13 protein-coding genes are annotated in these 14,956 nt (G+C 35.3%); 7 read left to right on the forward strand and 6 right to left on the reverse strand.

The window, feature by feature from the left end:
* Positions 1–163 precede the first annotated feature (163 nt).
* Positions 164–2,650: a hypothetical protein gene (locus tag Q0838_RS11820; RefSeq protein WP_298955290.1), complete on the reverse strand. Its 2,487-nt coding sequence runs from the start codon at positions 2,648–2,650 to the stop codon at positions 164–166.
* 554 nt (positions 2,651–3,204) lie between these two features.
* On the opposite strand from Q0838_RS11820, the gene Q0838_RS11825 reads away from it, so the two are divergent.
* From Q0838_RS11825 to hemL, 3 genes are read left to right on the forward strand one after another with little or no spacing between them, the layout of a single operon-like run.
* The gene (locus Q0838_RS11825; protein WP_298955293.1) at positions 3,205–4,152 is read left to right on the forward strand and encodes a 1-aminocyclopropane-1-carboxylate deaminase/D-cysteine desulfhydrase; all 948 of its coding nucleotides are present in this window, start codon (positions 3,205–3,207) and stop codon (positions 4,150–4,152) included.
* Positions 4,136–4,951, forward strand: coding sequence for a glucosaminidase domain-containing protein (locus Q0838_RS11830; RefSeq protein ID WP_298955296.1), 816 nt, complete (start codon positions 4,136–4,138; stop codon positions 4,949–4,951). The genes Q0838_RS11825 and Q0838_RS11830 overlap by 17 nt, the downstream gene beginning before the upstream one ends.
* 13 nt (positions 4,952–4,964) lie before the next feature.
* Positions 4,965–6,257: a glutamate-1-semialdehyde 2,1-aminomutase gene (hemL, locus tag Q0838_RS11835; protein ID WP_298955299.1), complete on the forward strand. Its 1,293-nt coding sequence runs from the start codon at positions 4,965–4,967 to the stop codon at positions 6,255–6,257.
* Between the two features lie 91 nt (positions 6,258–6,348).
* On the opposite strand, the gene Q0838_RS11840 is transcribed toward hemL, so the two are convergent.
* The 4 genes from Q0838_RS11840 to lysS form a co-directional block, all read right to left on the reverse strand.
* On the reverse strand, positions 6,349–6,498 hold the full coding sequence (locus Q0838_RS11840; protein ID WP_298955302.1) for a hypothetical protein: 150 nt from the start codon (positions 6,496–6,498) through the stop codon (positions 6,349–6,351).
* Positions 6,499–6,849: 351 nt separating this feature from the next.
* The gene (locus Q0838_RS11845) at positions 6,850–7,254 is read right to left on the reverse strand and encodes a hypothetical protein (RefSeq protein ID WP_298955305.1); all 405 of its coding nucleotides are present in this window, start codon (positions 7,252–7,254) and stop codon (positions 6,850–6,852) included.
* Between the two features lie 144 nt (positions 7,255–7,398).
* Positions 7,399–7,965 (reverse strand): OmpH family outer membrane protein, encoded by a 567-nt coding sequence (locus Q0838_RS11850; RefSeq protein ID WP_298955308.1) that lies wholly within the window; start codon positions 7,963–7,965, stop codon positions 7,399–7,401.
* Positions 7,966–8,178: 213 nt separating this feature from the next.
* Positions 8,179–9,870, reverse strand: coding sequence for a lysine--tRNA ligase (lysS, locus tag Q0838_RS11855; RefSeq protein WP_298955313.1), 1,692 nt, complete (start codon positions 9,868–9,870; stop codon positions 8,179–8,181).
* 168 nt (positions 9,871–10,038) lie between these two features.
* Between lysS and Q0838_RS11860 the strand changes: the two genes are divergently transcribed.
* The 4 genes from Q0838_RS11860 to Q0838_RS11875 all read left to right on the forward strand — a co-directional run bounded on the left by Q0838_RS11860 (position 10,039) and on the right by Q0838_RS11875 (position 13,780).
* Complete coding sequence (locus Q0838_RS11860) at positions 10,039–10,197, forward strand: YqaE/Pmp3 family membrane protein (RefSeq protein WP_015362843.1); 159 nt, start codon at positions 10,039–10,041, stop codon at positions 10,195–10,197.
* Positions 10,198–10,249: 52 nt separating this feature from the next.
* Positions 10,250–10,951 (forward strand): lipoyl(octanoyl) transferase LipB, encoded by a 702-nt coding sequence (lipB, locus tag Q0838_RS11865; protein WP_298955332.1) that lies wholly within the window; start codon positions 10,250–10,252, stop codon positions 10,949–10,951.
* Between the two features lie 242 nt (positions 10,952–11,193).
* The gene (locus Q0838_RS11870) at positions 11,194–13,404 is read left to right on the forward strand and encodes a TonB-dependent receptor (protein WP_298955335.1); all 2,211 of its coding nucleotides are present in this window, start codon (positions 11,194–11,196) and stop codon (positions 13,402–13,404) included.
* A gap of 49 nt (positions 13,405–13,453) precedes the next feature.
* Positions 13,454–13,780, forward strand: coding sequence for a YegP family protein (locus Q0838_RS11875; RefSeq protein WP_298955338.1), 327 nt, complete (start codon positions 13,454–13,456; stop codon positions 13,778–13,780).
* 380 nt (positions 13,781–14,160) lie between these two features.
* Here Q0838_RS11875 and Q0838_RS11880 read toward each other — a convergent pair whose 3' ends face one another.
* Complete coding sequence (locus Q0838_RS11880; RefSeq protein WP_298955340.1) at positions 14,161–14,955, reverse strand: bifunctional 2-polyprenyl-6-hydroxyphenol methylase/3-demethylubiquinol 3-O-methyltransferase UbiG; 795 nt, start codon at positions 14,953–14,955, stop codon at positions 14,161–14,163.
* Between the last annotated feature and the right edge of the window lies 1 nt (position 14,956).

The following is a 14,956-nucleotide window of genomic DNA, read 5'->3' on the forward strand; positions in this document are numbered from 1 at the left end:
TTATCAAAAATTCTTTCGGTTTTGCCATCCATAAATATAACTATAAATAACGACTTTTCAAAATAAAAATGGTATAAATGCATCTTGTTATTGACTAGGGTTTTTTGAAAATGAAAAGTCCTTCCGTGAGTGGAAGGACTTTCATATTTACTAGTTATAAGATTTATTGTTTACCAGCAGCTGGAGTTTTAGCTAGGTTCTTATTAGTTACTTGCTGGTTTAAAGTGTTTGATCGTTCTGCACCTTGGGCTTTTACGGTTATTGTTTTATATTGTTTTTCTTCTACAGGACCTGGTCCTTCAGGAAGTCTTATTCCCACGTGTTTAGATACTACTGTACCATCTGGTGCTACACGATCTGCTCTACTGGCAACTATTTGCCATGAAAAAGATGCGTTACTTGTTCCACCTTGTAATTCTTTTACGGTAAAACCATCGCCAGATTTATCAGTAACATAAACTCCATTGCATTCTCCTTCTAATGTTACAAAAACTTTTAACGGATGATTTGCATCTACATGAATAGCACTTTTAAGAATAGGATCTAACTTTATAGTAACGGTTCCATTTTGTAATTGACCTACACCATAATCCTGAAATAAAATTTCTGGTGCTTCTGGAGAGAACATAATTCTAGGAGTTCCATCAGGACCATCTATGAGTGTAGAATTAGTACCAGTACCTATTACTTTATAATCCTGACCAGTACCACTTGTTCCATTCCCATTCCCATTAGTTCTATAACGCATACCTACATAAGCATAGCTAGGTGTGTTAGAGCTTTCACTACCACCACTAAAATATCCACCGTAATAACTGTTTCTGTTATTTTGGGAGCCGTCAGGTGTTACATTATCAAATCCTGCTAATTTTGCTCTAGCTCGTGTTCCATCATTACCGGTGTTAGTGCTAGTATCATCATCTGCATCTAGAACAAATTCACCAGCTGCATTACCTCTATTAGTATTATCAACGTCTCCTAGACCTGCGTAGGCAAAAAGCCCTATGCTATTTCCAGAAGCAGCCATTCCAGATCCATCAGGATTAACCACAGCATTTAATCTTCCTTGTCCCATACCTATAGTTCCGGTACCAGTAGCAGTTGATCCTAGACCAGTAGCGCCGTATTCTCCTGCAAACATACCACCTACACCTACCGCAGGAAATGAATAAATTGCAGCACCTGCTCCAGAAGCAAGAATACCGTTACCTACTGCATCAGAAGCAATACCATAGAAAGCTGCATTACCATTTGAAAACGCAGCTGAACCTATTCCACCACCAGTGTTGTCTCCTCGTATCCCATAACCTGTTCCAGTACTAAAACCTCCAATAGCATTTTCTACTCCAGATCCATATGATTGAAGCATGTAATTAGGTCTATAGCTGTAACTACCAAATGCGCTAAAACTGTTTACATAAACTTCACCATTTCCTTCATTGATTAACAGTTTAGGAACACCATCTGTACTTAGTACAAGCGGTAAAGCATCTGATGTTCCTACATAATTTGCAATAGGTGAAGTTCCTGAATTTCCTGTTAATGTCCAGTCTAATCCACCAGGTGAACCAGCATAGGCCGCCCATCTAGATCCATTCCAGTAATATAAACCTGGAGCAACATTGTTAGGAGGTGTTCCCGCAGTATTTGTATTATAAACGGTTGTTCCTGGTTCTAGTGCTCCTCCTTGTGGATTAATAACTGGTGCAGCCGTAACTATCGATGTTAATCGCACCCTAGGTAATACTAAACCGCTATTTTCAGAGTTGATTTCAAGTGCGCCTGCAGGGCTATCAGTTCCTATACCTACCGCATTATCTGCTCCATCAATAAATACCATATTAGCCTGATTATCTGTTTCTACTCTAAAGTTGGAATCTGTGCTGTTATCATTAAAAACTACTTCTGACGTTCCACCGCTTTCTCTAAACTCTACCATTTCTCTACCACCAGCAGATATGTTTAAACGATCACCTGCACTTCTCCATATACCTAGATTAGCATCACTATTCCATGAATAAAAAGGTAAGGCGTTGGTACCATTTTCCATTGCTCTTACAGCATTTGCATTAGGGATACGTAATCGTTCACGGCCATTAGTGACGAGACCTAATTCATCTGCACCTGGGCTGTAGAATCCTTTATTAGAGTCACCAGACCATGAAAATAAAGGACTAGACGCAGAACCACTTTGTGATGCAAGGATGCGACCATCGTTAGTGATTTCAAAACGCTCTGTGTTATTTGTTCTAAATCGTAGGCCTACGTTATCAGTAGTTCCTAAAAAATTAGTAGAAGCATTTGTTCCACCATTTCCAGACAGGTCCCATTTATCATTTCCATCAGAATCGGCAATACGTAACCATTGTGAACCGTCGTTGTAGTAGTAACCAGGAGTAACATCGCCTGCAGTAGCTGTATTATAAATAACCATACCAGCGACATGATTGCTTAATGGCGCGGTATTATTTGTTGCTGATAAAGCTGCACGTGGTAAGAGTAATCCACCCATAGTAGTAGATGTGTCTAGATCTAATAGAGAATCAGGATTAGGAGTAGCAGTACCTATTCCTACCTGAGCATTCATGGTAGTTCCTAGGAGTAATAAAAATGCGAAAAAACTTAATTTTGAAAGAGTAAAATTTATCATGAGCATACATTTTAACATAATAATCATTCAAATAAACGAATATTTACGCTTACTATTATAAAAACAATCCTTAAAAAGCATTTATTTTCGATTAAAAGCATTGTTTGAAAATTTGTATTTCTCCAAGTCATCAATTTAGTAATGGTATGCTGTAATTTTTTTTTTAGCACCATGTGGTTATTGTGCTATTCAAAAAGGGTTTTATTAATTAACTATCTTTGAACTGTGATTGTTATTCAAATTTCTTGGTTTAAAAATGTGAGCGGTTTAATGTTGTTGCTTTTTTATTTTAAAATCTACTGCCTTAAATTAAGATCAAGTTTTTATGAATCATGAAAGGATCCACGCAAGACAACAACTAGAAATGCTAGTGATTCCATTTTTGATTTGGTACGTTTTAGAATACCTAATCCTACGATTAAAGTATAATCATGATGATTCTTATAGAAATATAGTATTTGAAAGAGAGGCTTATCTAAATGAAAGTGATTTAGATTATTTAAAAAAGAGAAAGCGGTTTTCTTTTTTAAAATTCTATGGTAAAAAGTATGCATATGAATAGACTTTTTAATTCTCAAAATTCTCTTAATGAGAAGTTTAAATCTTATCGAGATCTAGATATAGAGATAGATATGAAGAGGGATGATTTGTTACATAAGGATGTGTCTGGTAATAAATTACGTAAATTAAAATACAACTTTCTTGAGGCGCAAGTATTAGGACAGGATACCATTCTTACTTATGGCGGTGCTTTTTCTAATCATATAGCGGCTACCGCAGCTGCAGGGAAATTGTTAGGGATTAAAACGATAGGTATTATACGTGGAGAAGAATTAGGAGCAGATCTTAAAAAAACACTCGGAGGAAATGATACTTTATTGCAAGCACATATAGATGGAATGAAATTTCATTTTGTAACGCGGGAGCAATATCGAGATAAAGAAACACATTCTTTTCTTCAAGAAATGAAAGACTTACACGGTAGTTTTTATAATATTCCAGAAGGAGGTACTAATGAGCTGGCTGTAAAGGGTACTCAAGAAATTCTTACAGAAAGCGATAAAAAGTATTATGATATCATTTGTGTAGCTGCAGGAACAGGTGGCACTGCTGCTGGAATCATAAATAGCGTTGCGCCACATCAAAAAGTGATGGTTTTCTCTGCGTTAAAGGGAGATTTTATGCGCTCTGAAATTAAAAAATATACGCATAGAAAAGAATTTAAAGTAATTGATGATATAGCTTTTGGTGGTTATGCAAAGTCAGATGATCGATTGATAGAGTATATGAATATTCGCTTTCGCGAAAGCGGAATACCACTAGAACCTATTTATACTGCAAAAATGATGTATGGCATAGAACAAATGGTGGAGAGTAGCGTTATCAATGGGAAAACTCGTATTTTAGCGATCCATACTGGTGGTTTACAATCTATCACTGGCTATAACAAAGTGTTAGAAAAAAAACGACGTCTCAAGATAAATTATGAAAACCAACTATAGACTGCTTTGCTCTTTAATGGTATTAGTTATACTTCTTACCTCATGTGGGTCAAAAAATAGCATAACAACTAAAAGACCTAAAACGACTACAACATCAAGAACCGCAGATGAAGATAAAGTAACTAGAAATACAAACTCACGTGGTAAGGATAAGGTTGCCAATTATATAAACGACTTTAAGGATATCGCAATTAAGGAAATGAAGCTTTATCAAATACCTGCTAGTATTACACTAGCTCAAGGGGTTTTAGAAAGTGGATCTGGAACAGGAAGACTGGCTGTAGAGGCTAATAATCATTTTGGTATTAAATGTCATGCCAGCTGGACTGGTGGCCGTATTTATCATGATGATGATAAGGATCAAGAATGTTTCCGTACATATAATGATGCGAGTTATTCCTATCGCGATCACTCCTTATTTTTAAAAGATCGTAAAAGATATGCGCAACTTTTTAAACTGGATCAAGACGATTATAAAGGCTGGGCTAGAGGTTTAAGAAAAGCAGGATATGCTACAGATAGTAGGTATCCTCAAAAATTAATAAGTCTTATTGAAAGATATCAATTATATCAATATGATAATATCGCTTTAGGTAAAGCTGTGGATGAAAATCCTAGACTTATAGAAGAGATAAAAGAAAATAATACATCTAGATTTACTAAGCAGCATGTCGTTGTAAAAGGAGATACCTTATATAGTGTCTCAAAGAAATACAATACAACGGTGGATAAACTTAAAAATCTTAATAAATTAAAAAATAACGTATTAAGTATAGGTCAGATACTTATCGTTAAATAATTATACATTTTTCATGTCATTTACATATCAAAGAAGTAGTGCGCTTTTTCAAGAAGCAAAAAAATATATTCCAGGTGGAGTTAACTCTCCAGTGCGTGCCTTTAACGCGGTAGGTGGTGATCCTGTATTTGTAGAGCGTGCAAAAGGTGCTTATTTACAAACGGAAGACGGGCACCAGATTATAGATTATATCGCATCATGGGGACCTATGATTTTAGGCCATGCCTTTGAACCAGTTGTTGAGGCAATTATCAATGCTACAAATAAAGGTACTTCTTATGGTATGCCTACTGCAATTGAGAGTGAAATAGCAAAGCTAGCCGTATCCATGGCGCCTAATGTAGACCAGATAAGAATGGTAAATTCTGGTACCGAGGCCTGTATGAGTGCTGTGCGCCTGGCACGTGGTTATACAGGGCGTGATAAAATCATAAAATTTGCAGGTTGCTATCATGGACACAGTGATTCTTTTTTGATACAAGCTGGTAGTGGTGCGGTTACCTTCGGTAGTCCTAACAGTCCTGGTGTTACTCAAGGAACTGCAAAAGATACGTTACTTGCAGACTTTAATAACTTAGAACAAGTTGCAGATATTTTTAAGCAAAATAAAGGTGAAATAGCCTGTGTAATTATTGAGCCTATTGCTGGTAACATGGGTTGTGTATTACCACAAGACGGTTTCTTAGAAGGTATAAGATCTTTGTGTGATGAGCATGGAGCATTATTTGTTTTTGATGAGGTAATGACTGGTTTTAGACTAGCTCGTGGTGGCGCACAAGAGGTTACTGGTGTAAAAGCTGATATTGTTACTTATGGTAAAGTGATAGGTGGTGGTTTACCAGTAGGTGCATTTGCAGCACGTCAAGAAATTATGAATCATCTAGCACCATTAGGTCCTGTCTACCAGGCAGGTACTTTAAGCGGGAATCCACTAGCTATGAGTGCTGGTCTTGCGATGCTGACTCATTTAAATAATAATCCTGGTGTTTATGATAATCTAGCCGCAAAAACAGAATATTTACATAAAGGAATAGACACCGTACTTTCTGAAAAAGGAATAGATTATAAAATTAACCGTATAGGTTCTATGATGTCTGTTCATTTTACAGATCAAGAAGTGGTTGATTTTGCAAGTGCTGCAACTGGTAATAATGAGTGGTTCAAGAAGTTTTTCCATGGATTATTAGATCGTGGTATTTATTTACCGCCTAGTGCTTTTGAGTCTTATTTTTTAAATGATGCATTGAGTTATGAAGATCTAGATAAGACTATAGAAGCGACTAGGGAAGTTGTTGCTAGTTGGTAAATTTAGATTTCAATTTTTAGTTTTAAAAAAACCACTCTATTTAAGAGTGGTTTTTATGCTTATATAAAATAGCAGCTATTCAGGACTTACTTTACTTTGTAGTAAAGTGAGATGCACCTATAAGTTCTTTTAATTCTGTTTGATAAGTATTTATGATATCGTTTTTCCTACCTGGAGCACAAGTAGCTTCTCTTCCCTTAAAAGCAAGTTGTCTTAGTCTACTTTCTTTAGTAGCAACCATTTTAGTTAATAGGTTACGTTTATTAGTTTTTAATTAAGTAAGATCCATTATTTTGGTCACTTTACTATCGATTTTAGAATTAGAATATTCGACTTTATGAGTAGTTTTTTTCTAATTCTGGTTCTTCTGGGTTTATTTTTAGTTGTGCAAACGTCATAGAGCTGGTAAGAACAGCTACAGTAAATAATATCTTTTTCATGATTGTAGTTTTCCTGTTCCTGAAAATAAGAATTTGTTTGGACAATAAATTAAAAGCTGGAATCGATTAAGAATCCAGCTTTAGTAAAAAAAAAGCAAGGTAATGTGTTGTTAGTAAATTACTTTAAGATTACCAGTTATGATTTTATTTTATTAACGATCTCGTCCTTTCCTGTGTCTACTACCTTTCTTTTTTCCTTTAGATCTTTTGGCCATCATTTGTAGCCATTGTGAATATTGATCTACATTAAGGATGCTTTTCATCTCTCGTTTCATTGCGATATTTTTTTCAAGAGCTGCTTCATGCCTAGCAAATTTCTGTTCTTCAGTGAGTTTTTCTCTGTCTTTTCTTTTTGTTTTATTCAACTTGCGATCTTTCGCTTGAATTAATAATAGTTTTTCAACTTGAGATTGTTGTGTTGAATTTAGATCTAAGGCCAGAGTCATTTTCTTAGATTTTATAGAGGCTATTTGCTCTGGAGTACGGTCTTTTTTCACATCATTGGCATGTGTGAAGCAAGTACTTAAAATAGTTAATAAAAACAATATCTTTTTCATGTGTTTATATTTTAACGTTACCATTCTATGACGTGATATTTTCAATAAGGTTTAATTAAATAACAAAAAAAAGTCATGCACCAGGCATGACTTTGTAATTTTAAAAATGTATAAACTTTTGATAATGTTTATTTTATCAGCAGATTAATCAGTTTTAGTAGATGATTCATCACTAGTCGGTTCTGAATCATTTTTACTGTTATAAGCTTTATTTAATTCTGTGATTACAGTTTCAGTAATGTTACTAGCGTCATTTCCATAAACTAATGCGGCAGAGTTATTTTTACCTAGTACAAAGGAGTAGTTGTTCTTTTTTGCATGTGTTGCAATAAACTCTTCTACGTGAGTATTTAACTCTTTTAAATCTTCATCTAGTTGCTCTTGCATACCTTGCTCTTGAGCCTTCATCTGAGATTCTATCATTTGCCATTTTTGACTAAATGCTATTATCTCAGGATTATTTTGTTGTTGTTGCTGACTTAGTTTACTAAATTTAGCTTGCATAGGTGCAGCTTCCATCTGGTAAGCCCTTCCTAGACTATCTGTTTTCTTTTTAAAATCTTCTTGTTTTTTTATTATTACTGCTTCAAGATCAATTTTTTCTTGGTACTCTGAATAAACTTTTTCACTGTCTACAAATGCTATTTTTTGTGATTCTTGACAAGATGCTGCGCTTATTAAAATAGCTGCTAGAGCGATAATTTTTTTCATTTGTGGTTTTTTAAATTTTGCCAAATGTATTCATATTAATTATTTAAAACAACGGCATAGATCATGATAAAATGTATTTTATTAAAAAACCTTAAAACAGATTGATAAATTTTCAGGTTAGGATTTGATTTAAAAGCTTTAAATAAAATTATCTAACAAAAAAAACCTGCTTATTTATTCAAATCAGCAGGTTTTAAATGGAGTAGTAAAGTTTTAAGTTACTTCTACAAAAAGTCCTTCATCAGTTTTAGAAACCTTTGCGACTTTTTTACCTGTAAGTCCTTTAATAGATTTGTCCCATTTCTTACCGCTTAAACCAGCCTGATCTTTAAGAGCAGATAGTACAATTTTACCAGATTTAGAAAGAAGTTCAAAAACGTGTTTTTCATCTTCGTTAAGTTCTACACTAGTTGTGTTTTCTGGTTTCATTTGAGGGAAGAAAAGCACTTCTTGAATAGAAGGGTTATTTGTAAGATACATGATTAATCTATCCATACCTATACCTAGTCCAGATGTAGGTGGCATTCCATATTCTAGAGCTCTCAAGAAATCTTGATCTATAAACATTGCCTCGTCATCACCACGGTCTGCTAGTTTTAATTGTGCTTCAAAACGTTCTCGTTGATCAATAGGGTCATTTAATTCAGAATATGCATTTGCTATTTCTTTACCACAAACCATTAATTCAAAACGCTCTGTTAATTCTGGATTATCGCGGTGTTGCTTACATAGCGGTGACATTTCTTTAGGGTAGTCTGTGATAAAAGTAGGCTGTATGTACTGTCCTTCACATTTTTCTCCAAAGATCTCATCGATAAGCTTTCCTTTACCCATGGTTGCATCTACTTCTATTCCTTCCCCTTTTGCAAAAGCGAACAACTCTTCTTCACTTTTTCCATGGATATCAAACCCAGTAAAATCAATGATAGACTGGCGCATGGTTACTCTAGGGTAAGGCGCTTTCCATTCTATAGTATGCTCACCAAATTGGCTGGTAGTTGCCCCATTTACTTTTACAGCACAGTTTTCTAATAACTTTTCTGTAAAGTCCATCATCCAGTTGTAGTCCTTATAAGCTACATAGATTTCCATGGCAGTAAACTCTGGATTGTGCGTGCGATCCATTCCTTCATTACGGAAGTTTTTACTGAATTCATAAACACCATCAAAACCACCTACTATAAGTCTCTTTAAATACAACTCATTTGCGATACGCATATAAAGAGGCATGTCTAGAGAGTTGTGGTGTGTTATAAATGGACGTGCAGACGCTCCACCTGGAATAGGTTGTAAAATAGGAGTCTCTACCTCAAAGTATTCACGATCATTAAAGAACGATCGCATTGCGTTAAAAAGTTTAGTTCTTTTTATAAAAACCTCTTTAACGTGTGGGTTTACAGCAAGGTCAGCATAGCGCTGTCTGTAACGCATTTCAGGATCATTAAACTCGTCATACGTCTTTCCTTCAGCATCTGTTTTAGGTAGTGGTAATGGTTTTAAAGATTTACTTAATAAAGTATATTCCTTAATATTAACCGTAATCTCACCTACTTGTGTTTTAAAAAGCTCACCTTTAATACCTATAAAATCTCCTAGGTCCAGTAATTTTTTAAACACGTCATTATACATAGATTTATCATCACCAGGACATATCTCGTCACGGTTGAAATAAACCTGAATACGACCGTCTGCATCTTGAATCTCGCCAAAAGAGGCTTTCCCTTGAATCTTCTTGCGCATTAATCGACCAGCGATTACTACCTGTTTACCTTCCTGAAAATCGGCTTTAATCTTTTTAGACGTATGATCTACCGGATAAAGTGCCGCTGGATAAGGATCTATTCCCATCTCGCGCAGCTTGCCGAGTTTCTCACGGCGTACGATTTCTTGTTCAGAAAGTTGCATAATGTTTATTTGAATTAAGCTTGCAAAGATAACTTGGTATAACCGTGTAACAAAATAGAATTCTGTAAGTCTTTTATATAGGCAGCTCTTATTAACACGACTTTTTTATAATTTGCTAGCCGTTAATATGTACATGGTTGCTTACCATTAATTAAAAGACTTTAAAGTATGAGTATTTGGCGCGTTATTTTGGCCATCATTTTTCCACCACTAGCTGTTATAGGTAAAGGTTGTGGTTCTATCATTATAGTATTCTTGTTAACACTACTAGGCTGGATACCTGGTGTAATTGCTGCATTAATTATTTTGAATAATCCAGATAGGTAAATACTATCTCTTACTATAAGGTAAACTGATTACTTACTTTTACCTTTGCAACATGAATAAGAAAGTAAATTTTCAAGATCTAGGGCGCAAGGATTATAAAGAAACTTGGGACTACCAGGAACATCTCTTTAAAGAAATTCTAGACACAAAAATAAAGAACAGGAGAGAAGATGCAGGTCTAGAGACTCAAAATCATTTACTATTTGTAGAGCATGACCATGTATATACATTAGGTAAAAGTGGCGATCTTGAGAATCTACTGGCAAATGACGGTTTACTTAAAAATATAGGAGCGACCTTTTATAAAATTAATCGAGGCGGTGATATTACCTATCATGGACCTGGCCAGATTACAGGTTATCCCATTTTAGATCTAGAAAATTTCTTTACAGACATCCATAAATACCTGCGCTTTCTAGAAGAGGTATTTATTAAAATACTTGCAGACTATGGTCTTAAGGGAGAACGTAGCGATGGCGAGACTGGAGTATGGCTGGACGTAGGTACTCCATTTGCTCGTAAAATTTGTGCTTTAGGAGTACGTGCTAGCCGCTGGGTGACCATGCATGGCTTTGCTTTTAATGTAAATACTAATTTGGGTTACTTTGATCACATTATCCCTTGTGGCATAGAAGATAAGGCTGTTACTTCTCTCGCGGTAGAATTAAAACGAGAGGTGGATATGGATGAGATTAAGGAAAAGATCAAGACCTATTTTGTAGAATTGTTTGAAGCTCATATAGTAGAGAATTGATTTTTTAATTCCGCTTTCGCGAAAGCGGAATAGTGAAAATAGTATGTAACTAATTTAATAACAGATAGTTGTTATTGTGTGAATTTCTTATTTAGAATAATTCCATATAGTAAACTTATACGAATCAGGCTTGCTATAAGAAATAACAATTGATAAAAAACATCCTTATGTTTATTTAATCTAAATAAGGGTTTTAAATTTGCACTCGAATTTGAAACTCTATTTATATTTAATCTAAATAAATGAAAAGGATATTTTTATTTCTTGCTAGCGCTCTTATTTTTAATGTATCGATTGCACAAAATAAAACGGTAAATGATACCGTTCAAAGTTTACAAGTCATTCATTTAAAGCCTAATTCTATATTAGGAAGTAAGTTTGAGGCGCAAAATAGAACAGGCTCCTCTTACTATATGTCGCAAAGAGATCTTACTAAGTTTAATTATACAGACGTAAATAGAGCCCTGCTTTCTATTCCAGGAGTAAACATTACAGAAGAAGATGGTTATGGGTTAAGACCTAATATTTCATTAAGAGGTACACAGGCAGAGCGTTCTTCAAAAATTACTCTTATGGAAGATGGAGTCCTTATCGCACCAGCACCATACTCAGCTCCAGCGGCTTATTATTTTCCTAATGTGGCACGTATGGAAGCCATAGAAGTATTAAAAGGTAGTAGCCAGGTGCAATACGGACCTTTTACCACTGGTGGTGCTATTAATTTTGTTTCTAGTTCTATACCTAGTAATTTAAAAGGTTATGCCAGAATGAATGTCGGGAATTACAATTCTAGACAGACAGAATTGCGCATAGGAGATAGTGGTGAGCAATGGGGCTACGTTGCAGAATTTTTAAATTTTAATAGTGATGGTTTTAAAGACCTCGATGGTGGTGGGAATACTGGTTTTGACCGTAATGATTACAGCGCAAAACTGAGTTACCGTTCTAAAGCTAGTGCAAAAATACAGCAGTCCTTAACCTTAAAATTGCAGTACAGTGAAGGACTTGATAATGAAACCTATTTAGGACTTACAGACGAAGATTTTGAAACAAATCCATATAGAAGATATCTAGCAAGTGCTGCAGATAATATAACTACAGAACATGACCAAATCCAGCTGACTCATATCATTAAACCAGCTCAAAATATAACTATTCAGACTACAGCTTACTCTAATAACTTTAAAAGAAACTGGTACAAACTAGATTATGTAGATACTGGAAATGGAAAGGTAAAAATCAACAGATTACTTGAAGATCCTACTACTTTTACTACGGAGTATGCTGCTGTAGCAAATGGCGCAGATACTGCAGAAGATGTTTTTGGAGTTAAAGCAAATAATAGAGTATATTATTCTAGAGGAATACAAACTAAGGCAAATTTTAAATTTGGTACAGATGTTTTAAGCGATCTAGAAATAGGAATGCGTTACCACACAGATCAAGAAGACCGTTATCAATGGGTAGATTTGTACGGTGTTGAAAATGGAAACCTGGCTCTAACATCACCAGCTACCAGAGGTACAGACGCAAATCGTATTTCTGATGCGCAGGCAATTGCTTTACACGCTCTTTATAAAGTCAACTTTGGTAAATTAACTTTAACTCCAGGATTGCGATATGAAGATATTACCTTAACTCGAGATAATTATGGAAGCAGTGATCCAGATCGTACAGGAGTAAATTTAAGTTCTCGTGAAAATTCTGTAAATGTATTTATTCCAGGAATAGGAGCAAACTACCGCATCAATAACTTATGGTCATTTTTTGGTGGACTTCATAAAGGATTCTCGCCTCCAGGAAGCGCACCAGACGTAGATGCAGAAGAAAGTATTAACTACGAACTAGGATCTCGTTTTCTTTTAGGCGGTTTAAGAGGAGAAACAACCGTATTCTTTAATGATTACAGTAATCTATTAGGAAGTGACCTCGCAGCTGGTGGCGGTGGCGGTACTACAGATATGTTTAATGCTGGTGAGGTGAACGTGGCTGGTATAGAAGTAAGCTTCTCTTATGATTTACTTGCTAACAACAGCAAGTGGTCAGTACCATTAACGTTTAATTATACACATACACAAACAGAATTCCAAAACGCTTTTGATAGCGATGTATATGGAGAAGTAGTGGTAGGAGACAAAATCCCTTACATTGCAGAAAATCAATGGAATTTCCTTGCAGGATTATCGCATGCAAAGTTTGATATTAATGCAAATGCAAGATTTGTAGGAGAAATGAGAACTGTTGCAGGAAAGGGAAGTATAGCAGCAAGTGAGCGTGTAGACCGCAACTTCTTAGTCGATGTATCTGGAAGATATCATTTCAATAAGAATCTAACTGGAACAGTAAACGTGATTAATGTTTTTGATAATGAGTATGCGGTTTCAAGACAACCAGCTGGTTTAAGACCTGGACATCCTTTTGGTATCAATGCTGGTTTGATTGCTAGGTTTTAATTTTTTGTTCTTAAAGAACTGTTTACCTTTATCTCAAAATTAATAAGACATGGGAAAATTTGAAATTTATAAAAATAAGTCAGGCGAGTACCGCTTTAGATTAAAAGCATCTAACGGTCAGACCATTCTTGCTAGCGAAGGTTACACTACCAAAGCTGCTCGTGATAATGGAATTGAATCGGTACGTAAAAATTCTCAAGACGAGAACCGCTTTGTAAATGGAGTCAGTAAATCAGACCAGCCGTATTTTAACCTAACTGCAACTAACGGTCAGGTAATAGGTAAAAGCGAGATGTATAAATCTATAGCTGCTAGAGATAACGGAATCGAGAGCGTTATGAAAAATGCACCAGATGCTGAGGTAGTAGAATCATAAGCTATGACTTTCTCCACATTAAAAACCCCTTTTTCATTACCTTGAAGAGGGGTTTTTAATTTCTCAAGTCATTGTATAAAGCTTTTAGGCAATAAGTTTTCATTCTCCAACCCTAAAGGAAGTGAAAACTTTACACAATTATTTACTAAGTTACTTTTTTAGTTTTCAAGTTCAAGATTGAATTTTAAAGAAATAGCACCCTTATGGGCTGGGGAAAAGGTTTCGTTTTTTCTAGCCATTTCATGCAGGCTTAACAATCTTTAATTTCTTGAGTGTTTTAAATCTGTAAGTTAATATTCAAATATTTCGATATCTAAATCTATTTTCTGTGGCGACACATTATAAGTTAGACCATCCTATTTTTCCTTTCAATTTCAATTTCATTTCCTCGCCTTCAATTCAAACAGCGTAGGATACAATCCATCCTTTATATAATAAAGACTATCTTCTCGTTTTTCCATATTAGGAAATACGTCGTAAGGACTGCCGTCATGCTCAGCAAAGAGCTCTATGGTTAATCCTGCTTCTATTAAGGATTGGATAACCTCGCTCAAAGAATGATTCCAGCCGTATTCTTTAGAAATCATCTCAGATTTTTGGTCAGCATAGGTGCCTGGGTACTCTTCATAAATAGCTTCATTTTGTGCATAATGATATTTTAAAGAAGGCTCTTCTTCTATATAGTCTATCATCCATGGTATGGGATGAAATTCCACTGAGTAAAAAATGCCTCCACTTTTTAAACGTTCTGCAATCATTTGTGCCCATGGTTTTAAATCGGGCAGCCAGCCTATAGTTCCATAACTAGCAAATACTATATCAAATTGCTCTTTCACAAAATCTGAGGTGTCTAGCACGTTGCAACACACAAATTTTGCAGGTAGTTCTAATTCGGCACTCAGTAGTCTAGCTCTATCGATAGCTTTGTCAGATAAGTCCACGGCGGTAACTATAGCACCTTTATTTACCCAGCTCAAGGAGTCTTGTCCAAAATGGCATTGTAAATGAAGCAAACTTTTACCGGTCACATCTCCTAGAGCATTTAATTCATAAGAGTTTAATGAGTTTCTCGCTTTCGCGAAAGCGTGCCTATCATAAAAATCACTCTCATAATGGACATCAGTTTTAATATTCCAAGTCTCTTTATTTAATGCAAACGCTTTATCTAAATCCATT

The organism is uncultured Nonlabens sp., from assembly GCF_947495285.1.
Lineage (GTDB): Bacteria > Bacteroidota > Bacteroidia > Flavobacteriales > Flavobacteriaceae > Nonlabens.

What these genes read in the sequence shown, in the direction of transcription:
- Q0838_RS11820 (WP_298955290.1), bottom strand. Translation starts at nt 2,650, where the DNA reads ATGATAAATTTTACTCTTTCAAAATTAAGTTTTTTCGCATTTTTATTA.
- Q0838_RS11825 (WP_298955293.1), top strand. Translation starts at nt 3,205, where the DNA reads ATGAATAGACTTTTTAATTCTCAAAATTCTCTTAATGAGAAGTTTAAA.
- Q0838_RS11830 (WP_298955296.1), top strand. Translation starts at nt 4,136, where the DNA reads ATGAAAACCAACTATAGACTGCTTTGCTCTTTAATGGTATTAGTTATA.
- hemL (WP_298955299.1), top strand. Translation starts at nt 4,965, where the DNA reads ATGTCATTTACATATCAAAGAAGTAGTGCGCTTTTTCAAGAAGCAAAA.
- Q0838_RS11840 (WP_298955302.1), bottom strand. Translation starts at nt 6,498, where the DNA reads ATGGTTGCTACTAAAGAAAGTAGACTAAGACAACTTGCTTTTAAGGGA.
- Q0838_RS11845 (WP_298955305.1), bottom strand. Translation starts at nt 7,254, where the DNA reads ATGAAAAAGATATTGTTTTTATTAACTATTTTAAGTACTTGCTTCACA.
- Q0838_RS11850 (WP_298955308.1), bottom strand. Translation starts at nt 7,965, where the DNA reads ATGAAAAAAATTATCGCTCTAGCAGCTATTTTAATAAGCGCAGCATCT.
- lysS (WP_298955313.1), bottom strand. Translation starts at nt 9,870, where the DNA reads ATGCAACTTTCTGAACAAGAAATCGTACGCCGTGAGAAACTCGGCAAG.
- Q0838_RS11860 (WP_015362843.1), top strand. Translation starts at nt 10,039, where the DNA reads ATGAGTATTTGGCGCGTTATTTTGGCCATCATTTTTCCACCACTAGCT.
- lipB (WP_298955332.1), top strand. Translation starts at nt 10,250, where the DNA reads ATGAATAAGAAAGTAAATTTTCAAGATCTAGGGCGCAAGGATTATAAA.
- Q0838_RS11870 (WP_298955335.1), top strand. Translation starts at nt 11,194, where the DNA reads ATGAAAAGGATATTTTTATTTCTTGCTAGCGCTCTTATTTTTAATGTA.
- Q0838_RS11875 (WP_298955338.1), top strand. Translation starts at nt 13,454, where the DNA reads ATGGGAAAATTTGAAATTTATAAAAATAAGTCAGGCGAGTACCGCTTT.
- Q0838_RS11880 (WP_298955340.1), bottom strand. Translation starts at nt 14,955, where the DNA reads ATGGATTTAGATAAAGCGTTTGCATTAAATAAAGAGACTTGGAATATT.